Source organism: Sphaerotilus sp. (genome assembly GCF_031429695.1).
Taxonomy (GTDB): domain Bacteria; phylum Pseudomonadota; class Gammaproteobacteria; order Burkholderiales; family Burkholderiaceae_C; genus Sphaerotilus.
On record NZ_JANPAB010000077.1, the window covers coordinates 1 to 26744 of the forward strand.

Here is a 26744-nt window from a genome sequence, read left to right on the forward strand (position 1 = left end):
CGAACAGGACCGTGAAACGACTCAGCGCCGATGATAGTGCGCACCGCGCGTGTGAAAGTAGGTCATCGTCAGGCTTCTATTAGAAAACCCCTCTGATCCTCATCGGTCAGAGGGGTTTTTGCTTTGGGGAATCGGTTTTGAATATCCCGGTTGCCCGGGATATTCCGTTCATTCCTCGAACGGCAGGCCTACATAGTTCTCGGCCAGCGATGTCATCGCTGCTGTCGAGTGCACAAGGTAGTCCAGTTCCGCGGTCTGCATCCGGTGGCCGAATTCACCCGTGTCTCCACTTCCGGCTGGAAACTTGTGCAGCAGGCTGGTCAGGTACCAGCTGAAACGCTCGGCCTTCCAGACGCGTCGAAGAGCCTTTCGGGAGTAATCGTCGATGCCGGCTCGGCGTTTGCCTGCGTAAAACTCCATGAACGCGCGGCTCAGGTAGCGAACGTCCGCGGCGGCCAGGTTCAAGCCCTTGGCGCCGGTTGGCGGCACGATGTGGGCGGCGTCCCCCGCGAGGAACAGCTGTCCGAAGCGCATCGGCTCGGCGACGAAGCTGCGCAGCGGCGCGATGCTCTTCTCGATCGACGGGCCGGTGACCATCTGTGCGGCGGCTTCCGGGTCCAGGCGGCTCTTCAGCTCGTCCCAGAAACGTGCATCGCTCCAGTCTTCCACCTTGTCCTGCAGCGAACACTGCACGTAGTGGCGCACACGTGTCTTGCTGCGCATGCTGCACAGCGCGAAGCCGCGTGCGTGGTTGGAGTAGATCAGCTCGTCCGCTACCGGCGGAACGTCTGCCAGGATGCCGAGCCAGCCGAACGGGTAGACCCGCTCGAAGTGCTGGATCCGCTCCTTCGGAATGCTGGCTCGGCTCACACCGTGGAAGCCATCGCAGCCGGCGATGAAGTCGCACGCAAGGGCATGGCGCACGCCTTCGTGCGTGTAGCTCACATGTGGCGAGGCGCTGTCGATGTCGTGCAGTTGCACATCTGCCGCCTCGTAGACGATGGGCGCGCCAGAGTCCGCGCGCGCGTCCATGAGATCGCGGGTGACTTCAGTTTGCCCGTAGACCATGACGGTCTTTCCACCTGTCAGTGTCTGCAAGTCGATGCGGTGGCGCTCGCCGGCGAAGGCCAATTCGATGCCACCGTGCACCAGGCCTTCGCGGTGCATGCGCGCACCTACGCCGGCTTCGTCGAGCAAATCGGTCGTCACCTGCTCCAGCACACCCGCCCGGATCCGACCCAGCACGTAGTCGGCGCTGCGCGCTTCGAGGACCACGTTGTCGATGCCAGCGCGGTGCAGCAACTGGCCGAGCAGCAGCCCGGACGGGCCTGCGCCGATGATGGCGACCTGGGTACGGCGTGGAAGGGGGGTAGACGTGGACATGGGAAAAGTCTCCGGGGGTGTCGCTACAAGAGCGGTTTGAGTTGTTCCTGTGCCTGCAGCAGCATCGGCAGGCAGCGGTCGAGCAGGTCTTCGATGCGCACGCGCGCGGCGTGCACGCTGACATTCATGGCCGCCACGGTGTCGCCGCGCCGGTTGCGCAACGGCACCGCCACCGTGCGCAGTCCCGGCTCCAGCTCCTGGTCGACCAGCGCATAGCCCTGGGCGCGCACACGGGCCAGTTCCTCGCGCAGGCGCTGGCGGTCGGTCAGCGTGTGGACCGTGCGGGCAGGCATGTCCTGGCGGGCGATCCAGGCGTCGAGTTCGGCGGTCGGCAGCCATGCGGTCAGCACACGGCCGTTGGCGGTGCAATAGGCCGGCACGCGCGTGCCGGGTTGCAGCGTCGAGGAAACGACCCGTCCGGCGGTCACCGCGGCAACGGCGATCACGTCATCCCCGTCCAGCACACCCGCCGAGCTGGCCTCCTGCATCGCCATCGCGATCTTCTGCAGCTGCGGCTGGATCGCCCGCGGCAGCTTGGCCGAGTGCATGTAGGACTGGCCGAGCCGCATCACCTTGGGGCTGAGCGAAAAATGCCGCTCGTCTTGTTGCGCATACCCGAGGTGCACCAGCGTCAGCAGGCAGCGCCGCACGGCGGCCCGCGTCAGCCCGGTGCGCACGGCGACCTCGCTGATCGTCAGCCGGGCGCGGTCCTGGTCGAAGGCCCCGATGACCAGCAGGCCTTTTTCCAGCGCGCCCAGCAGATCACGGTCCGCGATGGCGGATGAGGGGGCGGTGTCCGTAGGGTGGATGTGCATGGAGTCTGCTCTGGATCAAGGGTAGTGGGGGTCGGTCGTCGCGCACCTGTCTGTGCGGTATGCGCCCATTGAATCGCAGATCGTGCGGTATGCGCACATTGCTGACCCGGCATCCCGTTCGCGCACAATCGCGCGGTTGCCACTGCTGTCTGCTTGCTCCGATGCTGAACGCCTTGCCTGTCGACCGCGCGGCCCGCCTGCGCCAGATGAAGATGATCGCCCTCGCGCTGCTGCTGGCCTGTGCCGCGCTGCTGACCGTGGCGCTGACGCAGCACCGCGTCGGTGTCTGGGACTGGGTCGCCGCCTTTGCGGGTGCGGCGCTGGTGGGCGCGCTGGCGGACTGGTTTGCCGTCGTCGCGCTGTTCCGCCGCCCATTGGGGCTGCCGTTTCCGCACACCGCCATCGTGCCGCGCAAGAAGGCGCAGCTCGCCGACCAGCTGGGCGGCTTCATCCGCGACCGCTTCCTCGACACGCCGATGCTGATCGCGCGGCTCCGCAGCTTCGATCCGATCCGCCGCCTTGGCGCGTGGCTGAGCCAGCCGGCCCACGCGCAGCGCCTCGGTGGACACCTGCAGGGCGTGCTGTCCGAGGTGGTGGCCTGTCTGGACGATGCCCGTGTGCGCGAAACCATGCAGCGCGCCGTGACGGCCAGGCTCGAAGGGCTGGACCTGTCGCGCTCGGCCGGGGATCTGCTGGAGACCCTGACAGCGCAGGGTCGCCACCAGACGCTGTTCGGCCAGGCGCTGCAGGAGGCCGCCGACCATGTCGAGACCGAGCCGGTGCAGCACACGCTGGCGTCGATGCTGCTGGAGATCGCCGGGCGCGAGTACCCGATGCTGCTGCGCGGGCTGGCGATGATGGGCAAGCCGGAGGACTTCGGGCTCAAGCTGGGGGCCGCCACGGCGCGTGGGCTGGCGGGCTGGTTGCGCGAGGTGCATGACGACCCGCAGCACCCGCGCCGCCTGGCTTTCGATGCCGTCGTGGCCGAGTGGATCGAGCGGTTGCGCACCGATCCGGGCTTCGCCGCCCGCATCAACGAGGCCAAGAACCGCTGGCTGCACGCGCCCGAACTGCAGGCGCAGGTGCATGGTCTGTGGGACGAACTGCGCCGCTGGCTCCTGGACGATCTGGCCACGCCCGGCTCGCGCCTGAGCACGCAGATGGGCGTGGTGGCGCAGCGGCTGGGCGAGACGCTGGTCTCGGACGGCGCCTTGCGCGCGGCGCTGCAGGAGCATCTGGAATCGGCGGTCGAGCACCTCGCCCCCGCGCTGCGCGAAGGCGCGGGCGAGCACATCGCCCGCACGGTGCGCGACTGGCCGGACGCCGTGCTGGTGCAGGAGCTGGAGCTGGGCGTCGGGCGCGACCTGCAGTTCATCCGGCTCAACGGCACGGTGGTGGGCGGCGTGATCGGGCTGGCGCTGCACCTGCTGGAACGCGCGCTCGGGTAATCCTGTGCTGCGGCCAGCGGGTCGGCTGCCTAGGATGCGGGCATGTCGCTCATCCTCTACCTCACCCAGATCCAGATCGAGCCCGGTGCCGTGCGCCTGCTCGCCGATGAATGTACCCGCGTCGGCATCACCCGGCCGCTGGTCGTCACCGACGCCGGCGTGCGCGCCGCGGGCGTGCTGCAGCCGGCGCTCGATGCGCTGCGGGATCTGCCCGTGGCCGTGTTTGACCAGACCCCGTCCAATCCGACCGAGGCTGCCGTGCGCGCCGCGGTCGAGGTCTACCGGCGGGAGGGCTGCGACGGGCTGGTGGCGGTGGGCGGCGGCTCCAGCATCGACCTCGCCAAGGGCGTGGCGATCGCCGCGACCCACCCCGGCCCGCTGACCACGTACGCGACGATCGAGGGTGGCTCGGCGAAGATCACCGCCGCCGTCGCCCCGCTGGTCGCCGTGCCGACCACCGCGGGCACGGGCAGCGAGGTCGCCCGCGGCGCCATCCTGATCGTGGACGACGGCCGCAAGCTCGGTTTCCACTCCTGGCACCTGATGCCCAGGGCCGCCATCTGCGACCCGGACCTCACGCTCGGCCTGCCACCGCTGCTCACCGCCGCCACCGGCATGGACGCGATCGCGCACTGCATGGAAACCTTCATGGCCGCGCCGTTCAACCCGCCCGCGGACGGCATCGCGCTCGACGGCCTCGCCCGCGGCTGGGCCCACATCGAACGCGCGACCCGCAACGGCCAAGACCGCGAGGCGCGGCTGAACATGATGAGCGCCTCGATGCAGGGCGCGATGGCGTTCCAGAAGGGCCTCGGCTGTGTGCATTCGCTCAGCCACAGCCTGGGCGGCGTCAACCCGCGGCTGCACCACGGCACGCTCAACGCTGTCTTCCTGCCCGCCGTGGTCGCCTTCAACGCCGACGCCGAGTCCGTGCGGCGCGAGCGCCGGCTGGACCGCATGGCGCAGGCGATGGGGCTGGCCGCGGCGGACGAGATCGGGCCGGCGATCCACGCGATGAATGCACGGCTCGGGCTGCCGTCCGGGCTGGCCGCGATGGGGGTGGACGAGACGCTGTTCGACCGGGTCATCGCCGGCGCGATGGCCGACCACTGCCACAAGACCAATCCGCGGCTGGCCGACGCAGCCGATTACCGGGCGATGCTCAACCGGTCCATGTGAACCGTGGCATGGCACACGGGTGTCTGCACCATCCGCACGGACGGTGCAGACGTGTGAAGCCTGCGGCATGATCGATGCCATCCCAGCCGCCGCCATGCCCATGACCGTTGCCCGTCTCACCAGCCTGCATCGCCGCCGCCTGCGCGAAGTCTGGCGCTCCGCCGGCTGGCCAGCGCAGGACATTGTGGAAGCGGAACTGCTGGCGATGGGCCTGCTGGAGCGGATCCACGACGCCGCTGGCCGCTGCACGCTGCGGGTCACCGACGCCGGCATCCAGACGCTGGCCGAGTCCGCCGCCCTCAACCGCGCCGTGCGCAGCGACCACGAGGCGCTGGTCGAGCAGGTGGCGCAGGCGATGATCCGCGAAGGGCGCATCGCCTGGCGTGGCCTGTCGCTGCGCGCGCGGGTCGCCACCGAAGAGGGCGAGGGCTGGCAGATGGCCATGCCGGACGTCTACTCGGTGCGCCACACTTCGGTGGCTGCCTATCTGCAGCCGGTGGTCCACGAGATCAAGGTGCGTCGCGCCGACCTGCTGGCCGATCTGCGTCAGCCGACCAAGCGCGCGGCCTACCTCGACATGGCGGGTGCGGTGGTCTACGTGCTGGCCGAAGGCATTGGCCGCGCCGACGAAGTGCCGCCCGAGTGTGGCGTGATGGAGATGCGCGGGGGGCAACTGGAGACCTTGCGGCCGGCGCCGGCCCGGGCACTGCCACACGCGGACGGTCTGCCGTTTGCCATCTGGATGGCGCTGGCGCGGGCGACCCCCGTGCGCGCACCCGAAAGCGAGCAGCGCCGGCTGGGTGAAGAGCCCGAGGACAGTTCCATGCCGCCCCTGCCCGGTAGTGGTGGCTCCGAATGACGGATTTCAGGCGTGACCGGCCATCGGCAGCAGCGTGCCCAGGCTGTTGCTCAGCGTGGACCACCACAGCACGCGCGGCGTGTGCGCGGTCGGGCCAAAGTGCGAGGCGGCCTGTGGACGGCCATAGCTGACGCAGCTGCGGATCGGCAGATGGTGCGTCCGCGCCACCCAGAGCACACCCTGGTGCGGCAACTCGGGCAGCAATTCCAGCGCCACTGGTGTGCCTGCGGCGCGCAGCCGCTCCAGACTGTCGGCGACGATCTGCGGGTCGTGGCAGACGAGGGTCGCATGGCGTGCGTGACCTGCCACGCGGTCGACCATGCGCGCAAAAGAGTCTGCCGAAGCCTTGCGGCTGGCGCCGGTTTCGCCGCGCCGCTCATGCACCAGGCGCAGACGCAAGCCCATGGTGCATGCGGTGTCCGCATCGCCCAGGCTGCGGTCGCGGTCACAGGACAGCGTCAGGCCCAGGTCGCCATGGTTCGCCTGCAGCTCGGCGGCGCAGGCCATCAGGGCATCGGCACGCTCGGGCACCGTCAGGTCCAGCGTCACCGCCACCGAAGCGGCCCTGGCCGCTTGCAGCACCTCGGCCAGCAGGGTTCGGTCGTAGCCGAGTGCCGCCACATGCACCAGCAATTGCGCATTCACACGCAGCCCGGCCAGCGGCGCGAGACTGGCCAGCAGGCGCTGCGCGACACGGCGCGGGGATTCATCGCTCAGCGGGCGGTACGTCACTGTGGCGCCGATGCGCCAACGTGCCAGTCGCTCGGTGGCGAGCAGCACCTCATCGAAGTGGATCGCGGAGCGACCAGGCACCTCGGCAGGAGGGCGCGTGCGCACCGAAGCGGGAGCAGCCCGGACAGGCATCATGGGGTTCATCCAGTCAATACCGTCTTCAAGACGTGTCAAGGTTCACAGATTCGCACAGAACGTGGTGCATATTCCCATGTACCTAGCCCGTTGTTCATGTGAATGAAAGGAACCCCACCCATTTCGAGTCCGTGGTGGGGCGTCTGGGGCCCTGAAGTCGGAAGAAATATTCAGTAACACATGACACCGGGCTCTTCGGCCGAGGCCGGCGAGGAGCTTGCGCTGGAGCTGCTTGCCGCCATGCGGCCGGGCCTGGCCACGATGCCGCTCTCGTGCGGCCGGGTTCATCCCGCTTGGCAAGGAATTCCATTTCCGGCTGAAGCCCTCGTTCGGGTGCAGGGGATGTGAAATTTATGGTAATTGTCAATTCTTGCGCAAGTCGTTCAGGCTGGACGTTCCATACTTTCTGTCTTTTTCAGGTGGCTGGCAGTCACTCGACTCGATCGGGCCCGTCTGAGCCGCCACAACGTTCACGGCACCAACAAGAAGGACGATGGGGATACATGACTGACCTGCTTCGCCTGGACGAACTCGACGCGATCTGCCGCGCCCTGTGGCGCTCCGGCGCCGTCGGCGACTGCCGGTTGCAGGCCCTGCAGCTGATCGAGCGGGCCGGTGCCTGTGACGATGTTCGGGCGCAGGCGCGTGGCTGGCTGCACCGGGCGCGTTGCGACCAGTTCCAGTCGGCTTTTCTCGACATGCTGGAAGCGGCGCGCCGGGCGATGGCGCTGCTGCACGCCGGCGATTCCGACCGCGATCTTGTGCAGGCGCGGGTGCTGGCCTGTGCGGCTGCCACGGCGTTGAATCGCCCGAACGAGGCGATCGAGGCCGGACTGCTGGCCCGGCACCTGGCCGACGATGCCGAGAATGCCGACGACCGCATCCTGGCCGCCGAGGCGCTGGCGCTGGCCTTCGGCTGGGCCGGTCAGATCGGGTCGGCACTCGATTGTTTCGATAGGGCACTGGCCCAGGCGCACGCCCTGTCGGGGGTCGAGCGGGAGGTGCAGGTGCTCATCGAGCGGGCCTGCACCCAGGCCTGGCATTGCATCCGGCACGGTGAGCGTGGTGCGCACAGCCTGTCCTTCCTGGCTGTGCGAGCCACGGTGACCGAGGTGCTGTTGCGTTGCGAGGCAACGCCAGGCGGACTGCATGCGCTGGTGCCGCGCGCGGGCCGATTCCAGCTTGGTTGGGTGCAGGTCCTGCTCACCTGCTGGGGCGGCGAGGCCGAGCGGGCCCGGGTGCAACTCGCCTCCATTCGGCCGCTCACGCAGGACGAACGGCCGTGGCTTGATCTGCTTGCGGTCTGGGCCGCGGCCGAAATCGCCCTGAAGCAGCGCGCATGGCCGGCGGCCGAGGCTTCGGCCCGACGTGTTTTCGACGAAGCCCACCGCCTGTCGCACGAAGCGCTGGCTGAGCAGGGGGCCCGGATGCTGACCAGTCTGCTGTTGACCCAGGGCAAACACGCGCTGGCGCTGGACGTGGCGCGGGAGAGCGCACAGCGCAACCACGGCGGCCATGAACGCGCCTTGCCCAGCCATGCGCGGCTGGCGCAGTTCCTGGCCCAGGCCCGCGAGCGGGATCTGCAGCAGCGCACGCGGCTCAGCCTGCCGCCAGACGACAGCCTGACCGGCCTGCACGCCCGCGGCTACTTCTTGCAGCGAGCGCAGGAACTGCTGCGCACCATGGACCTGTCGCGGGCCCGCTGCTCGGTGCTCCAGATCGGCGTCACCGGTATCCACGAACTCGCCGAGCGCCACGCACCGCTGATCCGCGACCGTGTGCTGTGCGCCGTTGCGCGGCTGCTGCGCGAGACGCTGCGGGCAGGTGACCTGCCGGCCCGCTGGACCCACGACGAATTTGCCGTGCTGCTGCACCGCTCGTCGGCGGACGACACGGCCCGGGTCTGCCAGCGCATCGCCGAGGCGGTGCTGGCGCACGACTGGTCGGCGCTGACGGAGGGGCTGGCGGTGCAGGTCGGCATCAGCCATGCCCAGGCGCATCCCGGTGACACGATCGAGACGCTCATGCGTCGCTGCGACGAGGAGATGCGCGCAGGTCGCCTGCAGCACAGGCAGATCGCGGCCTGACGCGCGGCGTTTGCGCTTCGGCGGGAGTGGCCGGCTAGAATGGCCCAGGGACGTCCCCTGCAAAAATACAAAATCCACGCCTGCTCATGAAACTCATCGGCTCGCTCACCAGCCCCTACGTTCGCAAGGTGCGCATCGTGCTGGCGGAGAAGAAACTCGATTACAAGCTCGTGCTGGAAGACCCCTGGTCCGATCCGTCGAGTCTGAACGAGGCCAATCCGCTAGGCCAGGTTCCCTGTCTGATGCTGGAAGGCGGCGACACCCTGTTCGATTCGCGGGTGATCGTCGAATACGTGGACACGCTGTCCCCGGTCGGCCGGCTCATCCCGGAGAAGGGTCGCGAGCGCGCTGAAGTGCGCACCTGGGAGGCGCTGGCTGATGGCTTGCTCGACGCGGCTGTGCTGGCGCGTCTGGAAACCACCTGGCCCGGCCGCGCCGAACATGAGCGCAGTGCGGCCTGGATCGACCGCCAGATGGGCAAGGTCCACGCCAGTGTGCTGGCGCTGGGCCGCGGACTGGAGGACCGGGCCTGGTTCGCTGGTCTGCACCCTTCGCTGGCCGACATCTCCGTGGGCTGCGCGCTCGGCTATCTGGACTTCCGCTTCCCGCAGATCGCCTGGCGCGAGGAACATCCCAATCTGGCGCGCCTGATGCAGAAGCTCTCGCTGCGTCCGAGCTTCGCCAACACCCAGCCGCCGACACCCTGACGCGGGCGCCGCGTCACTCCAGCGGCAGCGTCACGTCGACCACCCAGCCGCTCGGTCCTGGGCCCATCGCCAGCCGCGCACCAATTTCGGCCGCCTGGTGTTCCAGCCGGGCCAGTCCAGTGCCGGTGCAGACGAAATCGGGCGAGCGGTCGTTGGTCTTGCCACCCCCACTGTGCCCGTCGTCCCGGACCACCAGCCGCAGGCTCGGGCGTTGCCCGCGCTGATCCAGCCGGCTGCACGACAGCGTCACCAGTGTGGCGTTCCGGGCATGCGCCACGGCGTTGTCCAAGGCTTCCTGTACCACCCGCAGCAGGTGCAGCCGCTCGCGTGCCGACAGGGCCACCTGCTCGGCCTGCGGTGTCAGTTCCCACTCCAGCCGGATGCCCCGCTCGGCCAGCAGTGGCTGGAAATGCGCCTGCAGCCCGGTGAGGCCATCAGCGAGTGAGGCCGGCTCGGTGCGCGTCGCGTCGCGCATCAGGCGCAGTGACAGCAGGGCCTGGGCGAGCTGGTGGTCGAGCTGCTGCAGCCGTGCGCCTGCCGGCACGTTGCCGCCGGTCTGCGCCAGGGTGCGCGCGGTGAGCAACTGCATGCCGAGCCGGTCCTGCACCTCGCCAATCGGGGCCTGGCTGCTGGTACTGCTGCCGCCGGGCCAGCCGCTGCTCGACTCGAACGGCCGGCGCAGCCCGCCCGGTGTCCAGCGCACCCACACCAGCCCCGCCACGGCCAGTACCGCCACGGTGCACAGGGCCAGCAGCCAGGGATCATTGGGCAGATCGGACAGACGCAGGGGGGTCACGGGATGGGTCAGCGGCAGAGGTTTCGGGGGTGGTGACGGATCGAACCACGGCGTAACAATTGTGAGCAACCAAGCCATGCCTTTCCCATCCCGAAGACGAGGGATGGCGGTCCCGCACCACCACTGGTCTCGGGGAGACTGCCAGACCCGAGCGCGCAGAGGCGTGCGGCAGGTTTGCGGCGCGCACGCCGCGCTACACTCGCCCCTCACAGCGCCGATTTGGTCCGGATTGCGGGCGCTCTACAAATGCCGCTAAAGAGGGGCACCCGACGACCCGGTGACTGCCTCGATGGCGGCGACCGGGTTTTTTGTTGTCGGAAACCGTTTTCGGGAGCCTCTCCATGTCGATGCCGGGTCCAGTCACCGCGAAGCAGATGCACTTTGCCGAGCCACTGCCGCTGCGCAGTGGCGCTGCGCTGCGGGACTACACGCTGGTGTTCGAGACCTACGGTGTGCTGGATGCGGCGTGCAGCAACGCCGTGCTCGTCTGCCACGCGCTCAACGCCAGCCACCATGTCGCCGGGGTCTACGCCGACCAGCCGAAGAACGTTGGTTGGTGGGACAACCTCATCGGCCCCGGCAAGCCGCTGGACACCGACCGCTTCTTCGTCGTCTGCGTCAACAACCCCGGTTCCTGTTTCGGCTCGACTGGCCCGATGCACGTCAATCCCGACACCGGCCGCCCTTACGGCAGCGACTTCCCTGTCGTGACGGTAGAGGACTGGGTCGATGCGCAGGCGCGGGTGCTGGATCGGCTGGGCATCACGCAGCTTGCCGCCGTGGTGGGTGGCAGCCTGGGCGGCATGCAGGCGCTGGGCTGGACGCTGCAGTACCCCGAGCGGGTCCGCCACGCGCTGGTGATCGCCTCGGCGCCCAACCTCTCGGCGCAGAACATCGCCTTCAACGAGGTCGCCCGCCGTGCCATCGTCACCGACCCGGAGTTCCACGGCGGCCATTTCTACGCACGCGGCGTGGTCCCGAAACGCGGGCTGACGGTGGCGCGCATGATCGGCCACATCACCTACCTCTCCGACGACTCGATGGAAGCCAAGTTCGGCCGCACGCTGCGCTCGGCCGAGCTGTCGTATTCGACCCAGGACATCGAGTTCCAGATCGAGAGCTACCTGCGCTACCAGGGCGACAAGTTCAGCGAGTACTTCGACGCCAACACCTACCTGCTCATCACCCGCGCACTCGACTACTTCGACCCGGCACGCGACTTCGGCGGCAACCTGTCGGGGGCACTGGCACGGGCGCAGGCGAAATTCCTGGTGGTGAGCTTCACGACCGACTGGCGCTTCAGCCCGCTGCGCTCACGGGAGATCGTCAAGGCGCTGCTCGACAACCGGCGTGACGTGAGCTACGCCGAGATCGACGCCCCGCACGGTCATGACGCTTTCCTGCTCGACGATGCGCGCTACCACGGCGTGGTGCGCAGCTATTTCGACAACATCGCTGCGGAGCTGCACGCATGAGCAACCGCCAAGCCATGGAAATCATCGCCGCTCTCGTGCCGGAGGGCAGCCGCGTGCTGGACCTCGGCTGCGGCGACGGCGCGCTGCTGGCGCTGCTGCGTGACCGGCGGAGCTGCCGCGGCTATGGGGTCGAGCTGGACGACACCAAGGTGCTGGCGGGCGTGCAGCGCGGGGTCAATGTGCTGCAGCGCAACCTCGAAGAGGGCTTGAGCCTGTTCGAGGACAACAGCTTCGACGTGGTGCTGCAGCTCGACACGCTGCAGAACCTGCGCAACACCGAAGCCATGCTGCAGGAAACTGCCCGCGTCTGCCGCATCGGCATCGTCAGCTTCCCCAACTTCGCGCACTGGCCGAACCGGCTGCAGGTGCTGCGCGGGCGGATGCCGGTGACCAAGGTGCTGCCTTACCAGTGGTACGACACGCCCAACATCCGCGTCGGCACCTTCGCCGATTTCCGCATCCTCGCCGAGAAGAACGGCCTGCGCATCCTCGACGCCTTCGGGCTGCACGAGGGCGAGGTGGTGCGCCATCTGCCGAACCTGCGTGCCAGCACGGCGGTGTTCAAGTTCGAGCGGCGTTGAGCCAGCCTACCCCGGTCAATCCAGTCGATCGGGCCGGGTCGTGAGCAAGTCGGTGTCCAGGTCTTCGGCCACGACCAGCCGGTTGCGCCCGAGGTGCTTGGCCTCGTAGAGCGCGAGGTCCGCCCGGTGTAGCCACGACGACGCGGCTTCGCGCCCGTTCCACTGCGCCACGCCCAGGCTGGCCGTCACCGTGCCCGCTGCCGGGAAGGGCTGGCTGCGCAGGGCGGCCATCAGGTGCTCGGCCTGCGTGCGGGCACCGACCAGGTCCGTGTCAGGCAGCAGGATCGCGAACTCCTCGCCGCCGAGCCGCCCCAGCAGATCGGCGCGCCGGATCTGCCGACGCATCCGGTGGGCCACCTCGCGCAGCACCGCGTCGCCCACCCCGTGGCCGTGTTCGTCGTTGATGCGCTTGAAGTGGTCCAGATCGACCATCACCAGCGAGAGCGGCTCGGCCTGTGTCTCCGCTTCGGACTGCGCGCGCAGCAGCCGGTCCATGAAGCCGCGGCGGTTGGTGGCGCCGGTCAGGCTGTCCTGCGTGGCGAGCCGGCGCAGGGCGCGCTGGTGCACGTCCACCGGGTTCACCACCAGCCGGCGCAGCATCAGGTTCAGCGCCATGAACAGCACCACCACCAGCAGCGCCATGCCGCCCATCTGCCGCCAGAAGGCGTCCACCGCCCGCTGCATCGGCAACTCCAGCGGCATCGACACCCGCTGCAATCCGGCCAGCGCCGGGGCGGCGGCGGCACTGGGCGCCATGTCGCGCAGCGCCCGCACGAAGGTCAGCCGGGCGGCGGCGGTGTCTTCGTCCACCTGCAGCAGCGTCTCGTCCGGGTGGGTGCGCAGCCGCTCGATGAGGGGCAGCAGTGCTGGCTCGGGGCGCGCATCGCCGGTCAAGCGCACTTCGCTGTAGTCGTGACCGGCGTAGTGGCGGTTCACCTGGGCCAGCAGGCGGGCGTCGCTCAGGCGCTGCTGGACCGTGTCGCCCTCCCAGGCACCGGGCAGCAGCGCCTCTGCGGCGTAGGCCCGGGTGGCGTCCACCGCTTGCAGGTGCAATTCGGCTTCGCGCCGGGCGGTGGCGATGGCCTCTCCCTTCAACCCGAAGTACGACACCGCACCAATGGCCGCCATCGCCACCAGTGCCGCGCCGCTGAGCACCAGATTGATCCGTGTCTTGATCTTCATGGTTTCATGGAGGACCGTGTGTCACGCCGTGACCGCGTGTTTACTTATTGTTTCACACTGCACAGTACCAGTGCATAGCCCCTGATCGGGCGCCGCCGGATCGGTGCCGGAAACCGCCGCGTCCGTCCTAAACTGAACGCCATGAACGCACCTGACCGCCTCCTCCGCCCGGACGCAGCCGCCCTCGGCCGCCATGTCGATGACACCTGGAACCGCGAGATCGTGCGCGAGCTGCACGACTACATCGCGATCCCGGCCAAGAGTCCGATGTTCGATCCCGACTGGGCCGCGCATGGCCACCTCGACACCGTGGTGCGCCGTGCCGCCGACTGGGTCACCGGGCGGCGCGTGCCGGGGCTGACACTGGAGATCGTGCGGCTCACCGACGAGGCCGGCCGGCTGCGCACGCCGGTGCTGCTGTTCGAGGTGGCCGCCACCCGATCGGAGACCGCGGTCGGCGTGGCGCAGACGCCGACCGTGCTGATGTACGGCCACCTCGACAAGCAGCCCGAGTTCACCGGCTGGCGCGGCGACCTCGGGCCGTGGACGCCGAAGCTGATCGACGGCCGGCTCTATGGCCGCGGTGGCGCGGACGACGGCTACGCGGTCTATGCCGCCATCGCTGCCATCGAGGCGCTGAAAGCCCAGAACATCCCGCACCCGCGCATCGTCGGCCTGATCGAGACCGACGAGGAAAGCGGCTCGGGTGACCTGCCGGCCTACCTGGACGCGCTGCGTGAGCGGCTCGGTGCAGTCAGCCTCGTGGTGTGTCTGGACTCGGGGGCCGGCAACTACGAGCAGCTCTGGCTGACGACTTCGCTGCGCGGGCTGGTCAGCGGCGCGCTCAAGGTGGAGGTGCTCGACGAGGGCGTGCATTCCGGCGATGCCAGCGGCGTGGTGCCATCGAGTTTCCGCATCCTGCGGCATGTGCTCGACCGGCTGGAGGACAGCGCCACCGGCCGGCTGCTGCCGCGGCAGTTCCATGTCGAGGTGCCCGCCAACCGTCTTGCGCAGGCGCAGGCCACCGCCGCCGTGCTGGGCGACGAGGTGTGGAAGCGCCAGCCCTGGGCCTGCGGTGCGGATGGCACGCCCGTGCTGCCGATGAGCGCCGACCCGACCGAGGTGCTGCTCAACCGCACGTGGCGCCCGATGCTGTCGGTGACGGGGGTGGACGGGATGCAGCCGCTGGGCAGCGCGGGCAACGTGCTGCGGCCCCACACTGCGTTCAAGCTCAGCCTGCGCCTGCCGCCAACCGTCGATGCGAACCAGGCGGCCGAGGATCTGCAACGCTTGCTGGAACTCGACGCGCCGTACAACGCCCGTGTCACGTTCCACCCCGACGGCCGCGCCGGTGCCTGGGGCGCGAGCGGCTGGGATGCACCGTCGCTGGCGCCATGGCTGGAAACCTCGCTGAACGCGGCGTCACGGAGCCAGTTCGGCGCCCCGGTCGGCTACATCGGCCAGGGCGGCACGATCCCGCTGATGAACCTGCTGCAACAGGGTTTCCCGCAGGCCCAGATGATGGTCTGCGGCGTGCTCGGCCCGAAGAGCAACGCCCACGGGCCGAACGAGTTCCTCGACGTGCCCTACGCCCGCCGGCTCACCGCCGCGGTGGCGCAGGTCATTGCCGATCACCCCTGATCGGTTGCGGCGGTGGTCTGCAGCCAGCGCCCGACGATCGCCGCGCTGGCCTGTGCCGCCACCTGGATGAACTGCGTGAAATCGACATGCGCGCTGTCGTCGGCGCGGTCGGAAATGGTGCGCAACACGGCGAAGGGCAGGCCGAGGTCGTGGCAGACCTGCGCCAGCGCCGCGCCTTCCATCTCCACGGCCAGCGCGTCCGGCAGCACCTGACGCAGCGCGGCACACTCCGCCGCCGCGCTGACGAAGCGGTCGCCACTGATGACCAGGCCACGGTGCAGCACAGGGGCCGAGGCGCCGAGTGCCTGCGCCGCCTCGGCCAGCGCCGCGGTGAGGCCCGGATCGGCACCGAAGCGTGACCGCCCCGTCAGCGGCACCTCGAAGCGCGGGAACAGCGGCGAGGCGTCCATGTCGTGCTGCAGCAGCGACTCGGCCACCACCACGTCGCCCACCCGCACCCCGTCGCCCAGCCCGCCGGCCACGCCCGTGAAGACCAGGCAGTGCGGCGCGTAGCGCTCGGCCAGCAGCGTCGTGGTCATCGCTGCAGCGACCTTGCCGATGCCGCAGAGCACCAGCACGACCGGCGCACCATGCAGCGTGCCGACATGGAACCGGCGGCCAGCGTGGGCCTGCACCGTGACACCACGCGCCTCGGCCAGCAGCGCCGCCAGCTCCTCGGCCACCGCGCTGACGATGGCCACCGGGCGCGGGGCTGTCACGTCTTGCCGCGCAGCTCGCGCCGCAGCACCTTGCCCACAGGGGTCTTGGGCAGTTCGTCGCGGAACTCGATCACCTTGGGCCGCTTGTAGCCGGTCAGGTTCTGCTCGCAGTAGGCGCGCACGTCCAGCTCGGTCAGGGCCGGGTTCTTGCGCACGATCACCACCTTGACCGCCTCGCCCGTCCTCGCGTCCGGCACGCCGACCGAGGCGCATTCGAGCACGCCCGGCATCTGCGTCAGCACCTCCTCGATCTCGTTCGGGTAGACGTTGAAGCCGGACACCAGGATCATGTCCTTCTTGCGGTCCACGATGCGGAAGTAGCCGCGCTCGTCCACCGTGCCGATGTCGCCAGTGCGGAAGAAACCGTCTGCGGTCATCACCTTGGCGGTTTCGTCCGGGCGCTGCCAGTAGCCGGCCATCACCTGCGGACCGCGCACCGCGATCTCGCCCGGCGTGCCCGCGGGCACCTCGTGGCCATCGTCGTCGAGCAGCGCCATCTCGGTGTTGGGCAGCGGCAGGCCGATGGTGCCGGTGTAGGCGTTGCTGTCGGTCGGGTTGCAGCTCACGGTCGGCGAAGTCTCCGACAGGCCGTAGCCTTCACAGATGCCGCAGCCGGTTTTCTCCAGCCACAGCTTGGCGGTGGCCTGCTGCACTGCCATGCCGCCGCCGACCGAGATCAGCAGGTTGCGCCAGTCCACCAGCCCGAAGTCCGGGTGGTTCGCCAGGGCGTTGAACAGCGTGTTGACAGCCGGGAAGGTGTGGAACTTCAGCCCCGACAGCTCCTTGAGCATCCCCGGCAGGTCACGCGGATTGGGGATCAGCACGTTGCAGGCGCCCACCCGCATGCCCAGCATCATGTTCGTGTTGAAGCCGAAGATGTGGTACAGCGGCAGCGCGCAGACCTGCACCAGCTGCTCGCCCGCGGGCAGTTTCTTGAGCGCGGGCTGGTACCACGCATCGCACTGCAGCACGTTGGCGACCAGGTTGCGGTGCAGCAGCACGGCGCCCTTGCTCACGCCGGTGGTGCCACCGGTGTACTGCAGCACGGCGATGTCGTCCGGGCCGACGGTGGCGGGCTTGAGCGTCATCGAACGGCCGCGGGCCAGCGCGTCCTTGAAGCGCACGGCCCCCGGCAGTTCGTAGGCCGGCACCAGCTTCTTCACCTTGCGCACCACGAAGTCCACGATCGTGCTTTTCGGGAAGTTCAGCAGCTCGCCCATCGAGGCCAGCACGACGGTCTTCACCGGCACGTTCGCCCGCACCTGCTGCAGCGTGTGGGCGAAGTTTTCCAGGATGACCAGCACCTTGGCGCCGGAGTCCTTGAGCTGGTGTTCGAGTTCGCGCGGGGTGTAGAGCGGATTGACGTTCACCACCACGTAGCCGGCACGCAGGATCGCCGCCACCGCCACCGGGTACTGCGGCACGTTCGGCAGCATGACCGCTACCCGGTCACCGCGCTCCAGCCCCTGGCCTTGCAGCCACGCCGCGAAGGCTTGCGACAGGGAATCGATTTGCCCGTAGCGCAGCGACTGCCCCATGTAGCGGTAGGCCGACCGCTCGCGGTAGTTCGTGAAGCTTTCCTGCAGCAGGGCCACCAGCGAGGGGTAGCCGGCCACATCAACCTCCGCCGGGACGCCTGCGGGGTAGTGCTTCAGCCAGATTTTCTCCATTCGGGGTCTCCAATATCCGGAGAGTATTCTGGCCGACACCCCCGCAGTGGTCATCAGGGGATACACCCCGCGCCCCCCGAGGGTGGGTGATCTCCATCGATCACGGTCACTCGATTGCCTTGACCATGTCCTCGACAACCTTCTTGGCGTCCCCGAACACCATCATCGTCTTGTCCATGTAGAACAACTCGTTGTCGAGGCCGGCGTAGCCCGCCGCCATCGACCGCTTGTTGACGATGACCGTCTTGGCCTTGTACGCCTCCAGGATCGGCATGCCGTAGATCGACGAGCCCTTCTGCAGCGCGGCCGGGTTCACCACGTCGTTGGCGCCGAGGATGATCGCCACGTCCACCTGCCCGAACTCGCCGTTGATGTCCTCCATCTCGAACACCTGGTCGTAGGGCACCTCGGCCTCGGCCAGCAGCACGTTCATGTGGCCCGGCATCCGGCCCGCGACCGGGTGGATGGCGTACTTGACGGTGATGCCCTTGGCGGTGAGCTTGTGGGCGAGTTCCTTCACGGCGTGCTGGGCGCGCGCCACGGCCAGGCCGTAGCCAGGCACGATGACCACGGTTTCCGCATTGCCGAGGATGAACGCAGCGTCGTCGGCCGAGCCGCTCTTGACCGGCCGAGCTTCCGCCTTGCCGCCCGTCGCCGCCGCTGCCTCACCGCCGAAGCCGCCACCTATCACGTTGAAGAACGACCGGTTCATCGCCTTGCACATGATGTAGCTCAGGATCGCGCCCGACGAACCCACCAGCGAACCGGCGATGATCAGCATCGCGTTGTTCAGCGAGAAGCCGATGCCCGCCGCCGCCCAGCCCGAGTAGCTGTTGAGCATCGACACGACCACCGGCATGTCCGCGCCGCCGATCGGGATGATGATCAGCACGCCCATCACGAAGCCGAGGGCACAGATCAGCGCGAAGTCCACCGGGCTCTGCGAGTGCCAGAAGCCGAACATGAAGAACAGCGAGGCCAGCCCGAGCGCGGCGTTCAGCTTGTGCTGGCCGGGGAAGGAGACCGGCGCGCCCTGGAACAGGCGGAACTTGTACTTGCCGCTCAGCTTGCCGAAGGCGATGACCGAGCCTGAGAAGGTGACCGCACCGATGAAGGCACCGAGCGCGAGTTCGATCCGGTTGCCGCCCGGGATCGGTTCGCCCTTGGGGGTGATGCCGAAAGCGTAAGGCTCCGCGACGGCTGCGATGGCAATGAACACCGCTGCCAGGCCGATCATGCTGTGCATGAACGCGACCAGCTCCGGCATCTTCGTCATCTCGACCTTGTTGGCCATGTAGGCGCCCGCACCGCCGCCGACGACCAGCGCAGCGAAGACGTAGACCATGCCGCCCGCCGAGCCAGACGCCAGCTTGACGATCAGCGCGGCGGTGGTCAGCACGGCGATCGCCATGCCGATCATGCCGAACAGGTTGCCCCGGATGGACGTGGTCGGGTGGCTCAGGCCCTTGAGCGCCTGGATGAAGCAGATGCTCGCGACGAGGTAGAGCAGGGTGACGAGGTTGAGGCTCATGACTTCTTTTCCTTCTTGCGGAACATCTCCAGCATCCGGCGCGTGACCAGGAAGCCGCCGAAGACGTTCACCGCGGCGAGGGCCACCGCCAGCGTGCCCATGGTCTTGCCCAGCCCGGTTTCAGTCAGCGCCGCGGCCAGCATCGCGCCGACGATGACGATGGCCGAGATCGCGTTGGTCACCGCCATCAGCGGCGTGTGCAGCGCGGGCGTCACGGTCCAGACGACGTGGTAGCCGACATAGATCGCCAGCACGAAGATGATCAGGTTGATGATCGTGGGGGAAACCGCATCCATGGTGTTCAGCTCCTTCAGCTTCTTGTGACGTGGCCGTCGCGGGTCATGAGGCAGGCGGCGACGATGTCGTCGTCCATCGGCACGTTGAGCGCGCTAGCGTCCTTGGCCAGCACGAGCTTGAGGAAGTCGAGCACGTTGCGCGCATACAGCGCCGACGCATCCGCCGCCAGCAGCGCGGGCAGGTTGGTCTCGCCGATGATCGACACGCCGTGGACCTGCACCGTTTGCCCGGCGACCGTCAGCGGGCAGTTGCCGCCGCCGTTCGGGCCGCGGCCAGCGGCGATGTCCACGATGACCGAGCCGGGTTTCATCGCCTGCACCATCTCGGCGGTGATCAGCGTCGGCGCAGCGCGGCCGGGGATCAGCGCGGTGGAGATGACGATGTCGGCCTGCGCCACGCGCTTGGCGACCTCGACCTGCTGCCGGGCCAGCCAGCTCGGGGGCATCGGACGCGCGTAGCCGCCGACGCCTTCCGCCGCGTCCTTCTCCTCGGCGGTTTCATAGGGCACGTCGATGAACTTGCCGCCCAGCGACTCGATCTGCTCCTTCACCGAGGGCCGCACGTCCGATGCCTCGATCACCGCGCCGAGCCGCTTGGCCGTCGCGATGGCCTGCAGGCCCGCCACGCCGACGCCGAGGACCACGACGCGGGCAGCCTTCACCGTGCCGGCCGCCGTCATCAGCATCGGGAAGAACTTCTGGTAACGGTCGGCGGCCATGATCACCGCCTTGTAGCCGGCGATGTTGGCCTGGGACGACAGCACGTCCATGCTCTGCGCCCGCGTGGTGCGCGGCGCGGCTTCCAGCGCGAAGCTGGTCAGACCGGCGCCGGCGAGCTGCTGCAGGCCGTCGCGGTGGAACGGATCGAGCATGCCGACCAGCGCAGTGCCGGGTTTCATGTGCGTCAGTTCGTCCGTGGAGGGCGAGCGTACCTTCAGCACCAGATCGCAGCCCAGCGCGCCCGCCGCGTCGGTGATCTCGGCGCCTGCTGTGACATAGGCTTCGTCGGTCGCGCTGGCGCGCAGGCCCGCGCCGGATTCGAGGCGCACGGTGTGACCCTGCGCCTTGAGCTTCTTCGCCGTTTCGGGCGTCACGGCGACACGGGTTTCCCCGGCCGCCGTTTCTTTGGGCACTCCTACCAGCATCAGACCCCTCCTCGTTGTGGGTGAATGAGCTTATACAGATTGCGTGATTCGCCCACCCCCGTGACATCCCTCACTGCTGCGTCATCGGACATCTCCAAGCCGGTACGATCGCGACATGAGTGAACATCGTTGGAAACCCAGTGTCACGGTCGCGGCCATCGTCGAGCGCGATGGCCGCTTCCTGCTGGTCGAGGAAGAGACGCCTGAAGGGCTGCGCCTGAACAACCCCGCCGGCCACCTGGAGCCGGGCGAGTCGATGCTGCAAGGTGTCGTGCGCGAGGCGCTGGAGGAAACCGGCCGCCATTTCGCGCCCGACGCGCTGCTGGGCGTCTACCTCGCGCGGATGCACCGCCACGACGATCCGGCCGAGGACATCACCTACCTGCGCTTCGCCTACCGCGGCCAGGTGGGCGAGCCGATTCCTGGCGCCACGCTCGACGCCGGCATCGTCCGCACGGTCTGGATGACGCCCGACGAGATCCGCGCCAGCGTCGCGCGCCACCGCTCGCCGATGCTGCTGCGCTGCATGGAAGACCACCTCGCCGGCCGCCGCCAGCCGCTCGACACCGTCTGGTGCGAGGACCAGATCGGGCCGCAGCCATGACGGCCTCCGCGACACCCGCCAGGCAGCGCATCGTCGTCGGCCTGAGCGGCGGCGTGGACTCGGCCGTCAGCGCGTGGCTGCTGAAAGAGCAGGGGCACGAGGTCATCGGCATCTTCATGAAGAACTGGGAAGACGACGACGACAGCGAGTTCTGCTCGACCCGGCAGGACTTTCTGGACGCCGCCTCGGTCGCCGACGTGCTCGGCATCGAGATCGAGCACGTCAACTTCGCCGCCGACTACAAGGACCGCGTCTTCGCCGAGTTCCTGCGCGAATACTCGGCCGGCCGCACGCCGAACCCGGACGTGCTCTGCAACGCCGAGATCAAGTTCAAGGCGTTCCTGGACCACGCGATGCGCCTCGGCGCGGACAAGATCGCCACCGGCCACTACGCCCGCGTGCGGCAGCACCCGGTGAACGGCCGCTTCGAGCTGCTCAAGGGACTGGACCCGAGCAAGGACCAGAGCTACTTCCTGCACCGGCTGAACCAGGCGCAGCTCTCGAAGACGATGTTCCCGGTCGGCGAGATCCACAAGACCGAGGTGCGCCGCATTGCCGAGGAAATCAAGCTGCCGAACGCGAAGAAGAAGGATTCGACCGGGATCTGCTTCATCGGCGAGCGGCCGTTCCGCGACTTCCTGAACCGCTACCTGCGCAAGGAGCCGGGGCCGATCCGCGACGACCGCGGACGTCTGCTCGGCGAGCACGTGGGCCTGAGCTTCTACACGCTGGGGCAGCGCAAGGGCATCGGCATCGGTGGCGTGAAGGAGAAGGGCGCGGCGCGGGGCGGCGGCGAGCACGAGCCGTGGTTCGTCGCCCGCAAGGACATCGAACGCAACACGCTCTACATCGTGCAGGGGCATGAACACCCGTGGCTCAAGTCGCGGCACCTGCTGGCGGCGGACGCGAGCTGGGTGGCGGGTGAGCCGCTGGCAGGCGGGGCGCTGGCCGCCAAGACGCGGTATCGACAGGCGGACGCGGTGTGTCTGCTGACCGGGCCGGGGGCGGTGGCGGGCGAGTTCGGGCTGCACTTTCACGACGCGCAGTGGGCCGTGACGCCGGGGCAGTCGGCGGTGGTCTATGACGGGGAGGTGTGTCTTGGGGGGGGGGTGATCGCGGCGGTGGAGGCTTGAGCCGATTCGGGTGAATCCGCTCACAATGAGCTGATACTGAGCCGATTCCCTGAAAGTGAGCCGATGCATGTCCTCTGCAGTGCCCGACCTCGATCCTGACCGCTTCGTCCAGGCACTGCGTCGCATGGGCGCCCCAGCGAGTTCCAGCCAATTGGCGGCGCTGACGGGGGCGAGTCTGGCCCAGGTCAAGCGCCGGCTGGGTGTGATGGTCGAGGCCGGTATGGTGGCGCGCACGGGTCAGGCGCGCTCGACCCGGTATGCGCTGGTCCGGGTCAACCCGCCGACCGACACCGCTGGGCCGGCCGCCCTGTCGCTCCGGGAGCGGCTGAACCTGCCGCTGGCGATGCGCGAGCCGGTGACGTATCGGCGCGAGTTTCTGGAGCGCTACGTCCCCAACGAAACCCGGTTGCTGCCCGAGCCGCTGGCGCTGGAGTTGGCACACGTCGCGCGCATGGCCGGCCAGCAGCCCGCCGGCACCTACGCCCGTCAGGTACTGGAGCCACTGCTGATCGACCTGTCGTGGTCCTCATCGCGGCTGGAGGGCAACCGCTACAGCCTGCTCGCGACCGAAGAGCTGTTCCGCCGCGGCACGACGCCGGGCGACGCCGACGCGGTGATGCTGCTCAACCACAAGCGGGCGATCGAGTTCCTGGTCGATGCGGTGCCGGAATACGGGCTGACCTCGGCGCTGCTGCGCAACCTGCATGCGCTGCTGCTGCAGGATCTGCTGGCCGACGCTGACAGCCTGGGCACCATCCGCCGCAAGGTGGTTCAGATCCGCGACACGGTGTATGTGCCGACGCAGGTGCCGCTGTTGCTGGAGGAGATGTTCGACCTGGTGCTCGACAAGGCGCGGCGCATCAAGAACCCGGTCGAGGCGGCGTTTTTCCTGTGGGTTCACCTCGCCTACCTGCAGCCCTTCGAGGACGGCAACAAGCGCACCAGCCGGCTCGCCGCGAATGTCCCGCTGATGCTCTACAACTGCGCGCCGCTGTCGTTCAACGAGGTCGAGCCGCTGGACTACGCGCAGGCCATGATCGGCGTATACGAGTTTCTGGACGTGTCGCTGGCGGTGGAACTGTTTGCCGCGACCTACCGGCGGTCACTGAAGAAATACACCGTGCTCCTGCAGTCGATGGGCGCACCGGACCCGACACGTCTGCGCTACCGCGAGACGCTCAACGACGTGATCCAGTGCATCGTCCGGGACCGCCGCACGATGGCCGAGGCGCTGGCGGTGTCCGAACTCAGCGAGGCGACGGCGCCGGGGTTTCGGGCGCTGCTGGAGGATGAGTTGGGCAAGCTGGCAGCACATAACTGCGCCCGGTATCGGCTGACACCGCGGGCGACCGAGGCTTGGGTGAGGGCGGGGCGGCCTGTGTGAGGCATACCCCCTGTCCTATGATTCACCCCATGCCGCCTGCCGCTCTTTCCCTCCTCGCATTCCTCGCCCGCCTCCTCGGCCCCTGGGTCCGCAGCGTCAACGCCACCACCCTGCGCGCCGACGTGCAAGCCGGCCTGCTCGGTGCGCTGCTGGTGCTGCCGCAGGGCATCGCGTTCGCCTCGCTCGCCGGTCTGCCGCCGCAGTACGGGCTGTACAGCGCCCTCGTCCCGACGGTCATCGCGGCGCTGGCCGGGTCGAGCTGGCATGTCGTTTCCGGCCCGACCAACGCCAACTCGCTGGCGCTGGCCGCGATGCTCACGCCGCTGGTGGCGGCCGGCACGCCGGGCTACATCGAACTCGCGCTGATGGTCACCGTGATGGTCGGGGTGATCCAGACCGCCGTGGGGGCGCTGCGGCTGGGGCTGCTGGCGAACTTCATCTCCCCGGCCGCGCTGCTCGGGTTCACCAGCGGTGCGGCGTGTCTGATTGCCATCCACGCCGTGCGTGGCCTGCGGGACACGGGCGCCGTGCTGGTCGGGCTGACGGCGCTGGGCGTGGCGGCGGCGGTGCGCTGGAAGGCGGCGCACTGGCCGTTCATGCTGATCGGGCTGGTGAGCGCGGGGGTGCTGGCCGTGCTGTTGCCGGAGCGCTGGGCGGTCCACACCATCGGCGTGCTGCCGTCGCCGTGGCCGTCGTTCCATGTGCCGGACGTGGACTGGGCGCGGGTGCCGGACCTGATCGACAAGGCGCTGGCGCTGTCGATCATCGCGCTCGGCCAGTCCGTGTCGATCGCCAAGGCGATGGCGGCGCGCTCGGGCCAGCGCATCGACACCAACCGCGAGTTTCTCGGCCAGGGGCTGTCGAACGTGGTCGGTGGTTTCTTCTCGTGTTACCTGAGTTGCGGTTCGCTGAACCGCTCGTTGCCGAACCTGGAGGCCGGGGCGCGCACGCCGCTGGCGGGGGTCGCGTCGGCGGGGTGGCTGCTGGTGCTGGTGGCGGTGTCGTCGCCGCTGCTGGCCCGGATTCCGCAGGCGGCCATTGCCGGCATGCTGATCCTGGTGGCGTGGACGTTGCTGGACCTGCCGCGCTGGCGCCGCCTCGCCCGGCTCGACCGCACCGATCTGGCGATCGCCGGTGCGACGCTGGCGGCCACGCTGCTGCTGCGGCTGGAGATGGCGATCCTGATCGGCACCGGGCTGTCGCTGGTCGCCTACCTGTACCAGACATCACGCCCGGCAATGCGCACGATGGGCTTCGACCGCACCAGCCCGGACCGGCGTTTCGTGGTCCGCGGCGACACGCCGGGCGCGCTGCCGGAATGTCCGCAACTGAAACTCCTGCGCATGGAGGGCGAGGTGTATTTCGGCGCCGCGACCCATGTGGCGGAACACCTGCACGCGCTGCGCGAATACGACCCCGGCCAGCCGGCGTCCCAAAAACACCTGCTGGTGATGACCAAGAGCATGAATTTCCTCGACCTGGCGGGCGTCGAGGTCTGGGACAACGAACTGCGCGAGCGCCGCGCCGCGGGCGGCGACCTGTATTTCCACCGCCCCCGCCCGCAGGTGATCCAGATCTGGACCCGCACCGGGTTTCTCGACCGGCTGGGGCGGGACCATGTGTTTCCCGACAAGCAGCAGGCGATTGCGGCGATTTATCCGCGGCTGGACCGGGAGGTTTGTGCGCGGTGTTCGGTGCGGGTGTTCAGAGAGTGTCAGGCGGATGATCCGGGGGTGGTGATCTGACCGCCGGGTGTCATTTGGTCGCCGGCTGCGTGTGGCTTTCGACGTATTGACGCAGCACGCCATCCATCCGGGCCTGCCACCCCTCACCCGTGGATTTGAAGTACGCCACGACCTCGGGGCTGTACCGCACGGACACGAGCAGCTTCTTGTTGTCCGATTTCGGTCGTCCGCGCAGGGCGGGCATCGGCACCATGGCCTTGAGTTGCCTGGGCGTCAGCGGCTGCGCGTCGGGATCGCTCCTGGCCGCGGCCGTGATGGCCTTGTCTTCCTCGACCGTCGGCATGACCACGGCAGGGCGCTTAGGGGCTGTTGACATAGTGCTTCACCTCACGGCGGTTGGCGCGGCGCAAACTGATGATCCTGCGCGCTTCGCCTCGGTCCACAAACGCCACGCAGTACAGGATGCCGGTCTTCGGTGCGAGCGCGATCATCCGCGCCTCGCCATACTCGAACCGATCGTCCACCCACACCAGTGCGGCTTCCCAATCCAGTACGACGGCCAAGGCCAAGGAAACGCCGTGCTTCGACTGGTTTCCTGCGTCCTTGTTGGGGTCGAACTCGATTTGCATTATTTAATGTAGCTACATTAAATCGCTGCGTCAAGCGAGGGTGTAGCGATGTGCTTTCCGACAAGTAGCTGGATTGATCTATGGCTGGACCGGGAGGTTTGTGCACGGTGTTCGGTGTGGGTGTTTCGGGAATGTCAGGTGGATGATCCTGGGGTGGTGATTGGATAGTTATTTTTGGCGGGTTGATGGTTGTCCGTTCGAATTGGCTATACGATGTATTTTCCTGTGCTCCTCAGTGAAGCTAGTTTCTTGGCTGTTCGTTGTCGAACGTCTTGAAATCGCTGAATATTTTCTGGGATCTGTGTTGTCAAGAAATATCGCTCAAAATATTTACCTAAGAGGTCCTCTCGATTTTGTTTTCGTAATAGTCTCAGCAATGCGCCCACACCTGTATGATGTCCTTCAATTTTGAGTTGACGGTACATGTTTTTCGCCCTATCGCGCGCAGTTAATTCACGACAGTGGGTTTCCATATACCCTGTCATTAGTTTTTCAAACCATAGTTCTGCGGGCTCCGCAAGCCAGTAACCTTGACTTGGGCGATGATTGGAAATTGCTTTGATTGCACTTCCCATATCGTTATATTCAAATAGTGCTGAGTAAAACGCGCGGAATCCTGAAAGTATTTCTCCTGGATCAACTGTTTCGGTGGGGGCCACCAAGCACCAGCAAGGTGCGTGATTGATCACGCCCATCTGACCCAGAAAATGAGCCCCAAAGCAAGCAGAAAAGACCGCTAATAGATTGAATCGACTTGCGATATTTAAGGGTAACAGCGCTGTTGCTAGGCTTTGTTGCATAACCCAGCCGAGGCTGAGTTTCCCCTGACCCCAGACGGAGTTACGCCACAGCCCGCGTCACCGGGGTGCCCAAGTGGGTGAAGCGGTTGAGCACTGCGGCCCGCACCTGCAACTCCACCACCTGCCGC

General features: G+C 67.9%; 26 protein-coding genes and 1 riboswitch. Of the genes, 13 read left to right on the plus strand and 13 right to left on the minus strand.

The genetic code is table 11. The features are described from left to right. Positions 1 to 168: 168 nt before the first annotated feature. Both pobA and RMP06_RS14680 read right to left on the minus strand, forming a co-directional pair. A complete protein-coding gene (gene pobA, locus RMP06_RS14675; RefSeq protein WP_310462528.1) occupies positions 169 to 1383 on the minus strand; it encodes a 4-hydroxybenzoate 3-monooxygenase in 1215 nt (404 codons plus the stop codon). Between the two features lie 23 nt (positions 1384 to 1406). Beyond that, positions 1407 to 2198: an IclR family transcriptional regulator domain-containing protein gene (locus tag RMP06_RS14680; RefSeq protein ID WP_310462529.1), complete on the minus strand. Its 792-nt coding sequence runs from the start codon at positions 2196 to 2198 to the stop codon at positions 1407 to 1409. Between the two features lie 173 nt (positions 2199 to 2371). Between RMP06_RS14680 and RMP06_RS14685 the strand changes: the two genes are divergently transcribed. The 3 genes from RMP06_RS14685 to RMP06_RS14695 all read left to right on the plus strand — a co-directional run bounded on the left by RMP06_RS14685 (position 2372) and on the right by RMP06_RS14695 (position 5684). Further along, a complete protein-coding gene (locus tag RMP06_RS14685) occupies positions 2372 to 3646 on the plus strand; it encodes a DUF445 domain-containing protein (RefSeq protein WP_310462530.1) in 1275 nt (424 codons plus the stop codon). Between the two features lie 42 nt (positions 3647 to 3688). Further along, complete coding sequence (locus tag RMP06_RS14690) at positions 3689 to 4825, plus strand: iron-containing alcohol dehydrogenase (protein WP_310462531.1); 1137 nt, start codon at positions 3689 to 3691, stop codon at positions 4823 to 4825. 67 nt (positions 4826 to 4892) lie between these two features. Beyond that, complete coding sequence (locus RMP06_RS14695) at positions 4893 to 5684, plus strand: hypothetical protein (RefSeq protein ID WP_310462532.1); 792 nt, start codon at positions 4893 to 4895, stop codon at positions 5682 to 5684. Between the two features lie 6 nt (positions 5685 to 5690). On the opposite strand, the gene RMP06_RS14700 is transcribed toward RMP06_RS14695, so the two are convergent. Continuing rightward, positions 5691 to 6551 carry a hypothetical protein gene (locus RMP06_RS14700; RefSeq protein WP_310462533.1) on the minus strand — a complete coding sequence of 287 codons (861 nt, stop codon included), beginning with the start codon at positions 6549 to 6551 and terminating at the stop codon, positions 5691 to 5693. Between the two features lie 180 nt (positions 6552 to 6731). Between RMP06_RS14700 and RMP06_RS14705 the strand changes: the two genes are divergently transcribed. The 3 genes from RMP06_RS14705 (at position 6732) to RMP06_RS14715 (ending at position 9345) form a co-directional block, all read left to right on the plus strand. Next, positions 6732 to 6899: a hypothetical protein gene (locus tag RMP06_RS14705; RefSeq protein WP_310462534.1), complete on the plus strand. Its 168-nt coding sequence runs from the start codon at positions 6732 to 6734 to the stop codon at positions 6897 to 6899. A gap of 155 nt (positions 6900 to 7054) precedes the next feature. After that, complete coding sequence (locus tag RMP06_RS14710) at positions 7055 to 8638, plus strand: diguanylate cyclase domain-containing protein (RefSeq protein WP_310462535.1); 1584 nt, start codon at positions 7055 to 7057, stop codon at positions 8636 to 8638. An 86-nt stretch (positions 8639 to 8724) separates the two neighbouring features. Continuing rightward, entirely contained in the window at positions 8725 to 9345 is a 621-nt protein-coding gene (locus tag RMP06_RS14715; protein ID WP_310462536.1) for a glutathione S-transferase N-terminal domain-containing protein, read from the plus strand. Between the two features lie 13 nt (positions 9346 to 9358). On the opposite strand, the gene RMP06_RS14720 is transcribed toward RMP06_RS14715, so the two are convergent. Continuing rightward, positions 9359 to 10141: a sensor histidine kinase gene (locus tag RMP06_RS14720; protein WP_310462537.1), complete on the minus strand. Its 783-nt coding sequence runs from the start codon at positions 10139 to 10141 to the stop codon at positions 9359 to 9361. 201 nt (positions 10142 to 10342) lie between these two features. Beyond that, positions 10343 to 10415: riboswitch (SAM riboswitch) on the plus strand. Between the two features lie 73 nt (positions 10416 to 10488). On the opposite strand from RMP06_RS14720, the gene metX reads away from it, so the two are divergent. Together metX and metW are read left to right on the plus strand one after the other, a co-directional pair. Then, on the plus strand, positions 10489 to 11616 hold the full coding sequence (gene metX / locus RMP06_RS14725) for a homoserine O-succinyltransferase MetX (RefSeq protein WP_310462553.1): 1128 nt from the start codon (positions 10489 to 10491) through the stop codon (positions 11614 to 11616). Further along, positions 11613 to 12197 (plus strand): methionine biosynthesis protein MetW, encoded by a 585-nt coding sequence (gene metW / locus RMP06_RS14730; RefSeq protein WP_310462538.1) that lies wholly within the window; start codon positions 11613 to 11615, stop codon positions 12195 to 12197. The genes metX and metW overlap by 4 nt, the downstream gene beginning before the upstream one ends. A gap of 15 nt (positions 12198 to 12212) precedes the next feature. Here metW and RMP06_RS14735 read toward each other — a convergent pair whose 3' ends face one another. Beyond that, positions 12213 to 13379 carry a GGDEF domain-containing protein gene (locus tag RMP06_RS14735; protein ID WP_310462539.1) on the minus strand — a complete coding sequence of 389 codons (1167 nt, stop codon included), beginning with the start codon at positions 13377 to 13379 and terminating at the stop codon, positions 12213 to 12215. Between the two features lie 141 nt (positions 13380 to 13520). On the opposite strand from RMP06_RS14735, the gene RMP06_RS14740 reads away from it, so the two are divergent. Beyond that, positions 13521 to 15020: a M20/M25/M40 family metallo-hydrolase gene (locus tag RMP06_RS14740; protein WP_310462540.1), complete on the plus strand. Its 1500-nt coding sequence runs from the start codon at positions 13521 to 13523 to the stop codon at positions 15018 to 15020. Here the strand turns inward: RMP06_RS14740 and RMP06_RS14745 are convergent. From RMP06_RS14745 to RMP06_RS14765, 5 genes are all read right to left on the minus strand, one after another. Continuing rightward, a complete protein-coding gene (locus tag RMP06_RS14745; RefSeq protein ID WP_310462541.1) occupies positions 15011 to 15739 on the minus strand; it encodes a 5'-methylthioadenosine/adenosylhomocysteine nucleosidase in 729 nt (242 codons plus the stop codon). The genes RMP06_RS14740 and RMP06_RS14745 overlap by 10 nt on opposite strands. Continuing rightward, positions 15736 to 17409: a long-chain-fatty-acid--CoA ligase gene (locus RMP06_RS14750; RefSeq protein ID WP_310462542.1), complete on the minus strand. Its 1674-nt coding sequence runs from the start codon at positions 17407 to 17409 to the stop codon at positions 15736 to 15738. Before RMP06_RS14750 ends, RMP06_RS14745 begins: the two co-directional genes overlap by 4 nt. A gap of 106 nt (positions 17410 to 17515) precedes the next feature. Next, positions 17516 to 18940 (minus strand): NAD(P)(+) transhydrogenase (Re/Si-specific) subunit beta, encoded by a 1425-nt coding sequence (locus RMP06_RS14755; RefSeq protein WP_310462543.1) that lies wholly within the window; start codon positions 18938 to 18940, stop codon positions 17516 to 17518. Continuing rightward, positions 18937 to 19236, minus strand: coding sequence for an NAD(P) transhydrogenase subunit alpha part 2 (locus tag RMP06_RS14760; RefSeq protein ID WP_310462544.1), 300 nt, complete (start codon positions 19234 to 19236; stop codon positions 18937 to 18939). The genes RMP06_RS14755 and RMP06_RS14760 overlap by 4 nt, the downstream gene beginning before the upstream one ends. A gap of 14 nt (positions 19237 to 19250) precedes the next feature. Beyond that, positions 19251 to 20381 (minus strand): Re/Si-specific NAD(P)(+) transhydrogenase subunit alpha, encoded by a 1131-nt coding sequence (locus tag RMP06_RS14765; protein WP_310462545.1) that lies wholly within the window; start codon positions 20379 to 20381, stop codon positions 19251 to 19253. Positions 20382 to 20496: 115 nt separating this feature from the next. Here RMP06_RS14765 and RMP06_RS14770 point away from each other — a divergent pair, with 115 nt between their 5' ends. The 4 genes from RMP06_RS14770 to RMP06_RS14785 all read left to right on the plus strand — a co-directional run bounded on the left by RMP06_RS14770 (position 20497) and on the right by RMP06_RS14785 (position 25247). Further along, positions 20497 to 20985 (plus strand): NUDIX hydrolase, encoded by a 489-nt coding sequence (locus RMP06_RS14770; protein WP_310462546.1) that lies wholly within the window; start codon positions 20497 to 20499, stop codon positions 20983 to 20985. After that, positions 20982 to 22118, plus strand: a complete 1137-nt coding sequence (mnmA, locus tag RMP06_RS14775) for a tRNA 2-thiouridine(34) synthase MnmA (protein WP_310462547.1) — start codon at positions 20982 to 20984, stop codon at positions 22116 to 22118. Before RMP06_RS14770 ends, mnmA begins: the two co-directional genes overlap by 4 nt. Before the next feature lie 67 nt (positions 22119 to 22185). Next, positions 22186 to 23502, plus strand: coding sequence for a Fic family protein (locus RMP06_RS14780; RefSeq protein ID WP_310462548.1), 1317 nt, complete (start codon positions 22186 to 22188; stop codon positions 23500 to 23502). A gap of 29 nt (positions 23503 to 23531) precedes the next feature. Continuing rightward, complete coding sequence (locus RMP06_RS14785) at positions 23532 to 25247, plus strand: SulP family inorganic anion transporter (RefSeq protein WP_310462549.1); 1716 nt, start codon at positions 23532 to 23534, stop codon at positions 25245 to 25247. A gap of 10 nt (positions 25248 to 25257) precedes the next feature. Here RMP06_RS14785 and RMP06_RS14790 read toward each other — a convergent pair whose 3' ends face one another. The 3 genes from RMP06_RS14790 to RMP06_RS14800 form a co-directional block, all read right to left on the minus strand. Continuing rightward, positions 25258 to 25563 carry a BrnA antitoxin family protein gene (locus tag RMP06_RS14790; protein WP_310462550.1) on the minus strand — a complete coding sequence of 102 codons (306 nt, stop codon included), beginning with the start codon at positions 25561 to 25563 and terminating at the stop codon, positions 25258 to 25260. After that, positions 25547 to 25816, minus strand: a complete 270-nt coding sequence (locus tag RMP06_RS14795; protein ID WP_310462551.1) for a BrnT family toxin — start codon at positions 25814 to 25816, stop codon at positions 25547 to 25549. Before RMP06_RS14795 ends, RMP06_RS14790 begins: the two co-directional genes overlap by 17 nt. Positions 25817 to 26022: 206 nt before the next feature. Next, entirely contained in the window at positions 26023 to 26616 is a 594-nt protein-coding gene (locus tag RMP06_RS14800) for a hypothetical protein (RefSeq protein WP_310462552.1), read from the minus strand. Positions 26617 to 26744: the final 128 nt, after the last annotated feature.

Bases quoted from the DNA above. Each gene is read 5' to 3' on its own strand.
- pobA (WP_310462528.1), bottom strand. From the start codon at position 1,383: ATGTCCACGTCTACCCCCCTTCCACGCCGTACCCAGGTCGCCATCATC.
- RMP06_RS14680 (WP_310462529.1), bottom strand. From the start codon at position 2,198: ATGCACATCCACCCTACGGACACCGCCCCCTCATCCGCCATCGCGGAC.
- RMP06_RS14690 (WP_310462531.1), top strand. From the start codon at position 3,689: ATGTCGCTCATCCTCTACCTCACCCAGATCCAGATCGAGCCCGGTGCC.
- RMP06_RS14695 (WP_310462532.1), top strand. From the start codon at position 4,893: ATGATCGATGCCATCCCAGCCGCCGCCATGCCCATGACCGTTGCCCGT.
- RMP06_RS14700 (WP_310462533.1), bottom strand. From the start codon at position 6,551: ATGATGCCTGTCCGGGCTGCTCCCGCTTCGGTGCGCACGCGCCCTCCT.
- RMP06_RS14705 (WP_310462534.1), top strand. From the start codon at position 6,732: ATGACACCGGGCTCTTCGGCCGAGGCCGGCGAGGAGCTTGCGCTGGAG.
- RMP06_RS14710 (WP_310462535.1), top strand. From the start codon at position 7,055: ATGACTGACCTGCTTCGCCTGGACGAACTCGACGCGATCTGCCGCGCC.
- RMP06_RS14715 (WP_310462536.1), top strand. From the start codon at position 8,725: ATGAAACTCATCGGCTCGCTCACCAGCCCCTACGTTCGCAAGGTGCGC.
- metX (WP_310462553.1), top strand. From the start codon at position 10,489: ATGCCGGGTCCAGTCACCGCGAAGCAGATGCACTTTGCCGAGCCACTG.
- metW (WP_310462538.1), top strand. From the start codon at position 11,613: ATGAGCAACCGCCAAGCCATGGAAATCATCGCCGCTCTCGTGCCGGAG.
- RMP06_RS14735 (WP_310462539.1), bottom strand. From the start codon at position 13,379: ATGAAGATCAAGACACGGATCAATCTGGTGCTCAGCGGCGCGGCACTG.
- RMP06_RS14740 (WP_310462540.1), top strand. From the start codon at position 13,521: ATGAACGCACCTGACCGCCTCCTCCGCCCGGACGCAGCCGCCCTCGGC.
- RMP06_RS14750 (WP_310462542.1), bottom strand. From the start codon at position 17,409: ATGGAGAAAATCTGGCTGAAGCACTACCCCGCAGGCGTCCCGGCGGAG.
- RMP06_RS14755 (WP_310462543.1), bottom strand. From the start codon at position 18,940: ATGAGCCTCAACCTCGTCACCCTGCTCTACCTCGTCGCGAGCATCTGC.
- RMP06_RS14760 (WP_310462544.1), bottom strand. From the start codon at position 19,236: ATGGATGCGGTTTCCCCCACGATCATCAACCTGATCATCTTCGTGCTG.
- RMP06_RS14765 (WP_310462545.1), bottom strand. From the start codon at position 20,381: ATGCTGGTAGGAGTGCCCAAAGAAACGGCGGCCGGGGAAACCCGTGTC.
- RMP06_RS14770 (WP_310462546.1), top strand. From the start codon at position 20,497: ATGAGTGAACATCGTTGGAAACCCAGTGTCACGGTCGCGGCCATCGTC.
- mnmA (WP_310462547.1), top strand. From the start codon at position 20,982: ATGACGGCCTCCGCGACACCCGCCAGGCAGCGCATCGTCGTCGGCCTG.
- RMP06_RS14780 (WP_310462548.1), top strand. From the start codon at position 22,186: ATGTCCTCTGCAGTGCCCGACCTCGATCCTGACCGCTTCGTCCAGGCA.
- RMP06_RS14785 (WP_310462549.1), top strand. From the start codon at position 23,532: ATGCCGCCTGCCGCTCTTTCCCTCCTCGCATTCCTCGCCCGCCTCCTC.
- RMP06_RS14790 (WP_310462550.1), bottom strand. From the start codon at position 25,563: ATGTCAACAGCCCCTAAGCGCCCTGCCGTGGTCATGCCGACGGTCGAG.
- RMP06_RS14795 (WP_310462551.1), bottom strand. From the start codon at position 25,816: ATGCAAATCGAGTTCGACCCCAACAAGGACGCAGGAAACCAGTCGAAG.
- RMP06_RS14800 (WP_310462552.1), bottom strand. From the start codon at position 26,616: ATGCAACAAAGCCTAGCAACAGCGCTGTTACCCTTAAATATCGCAAGT.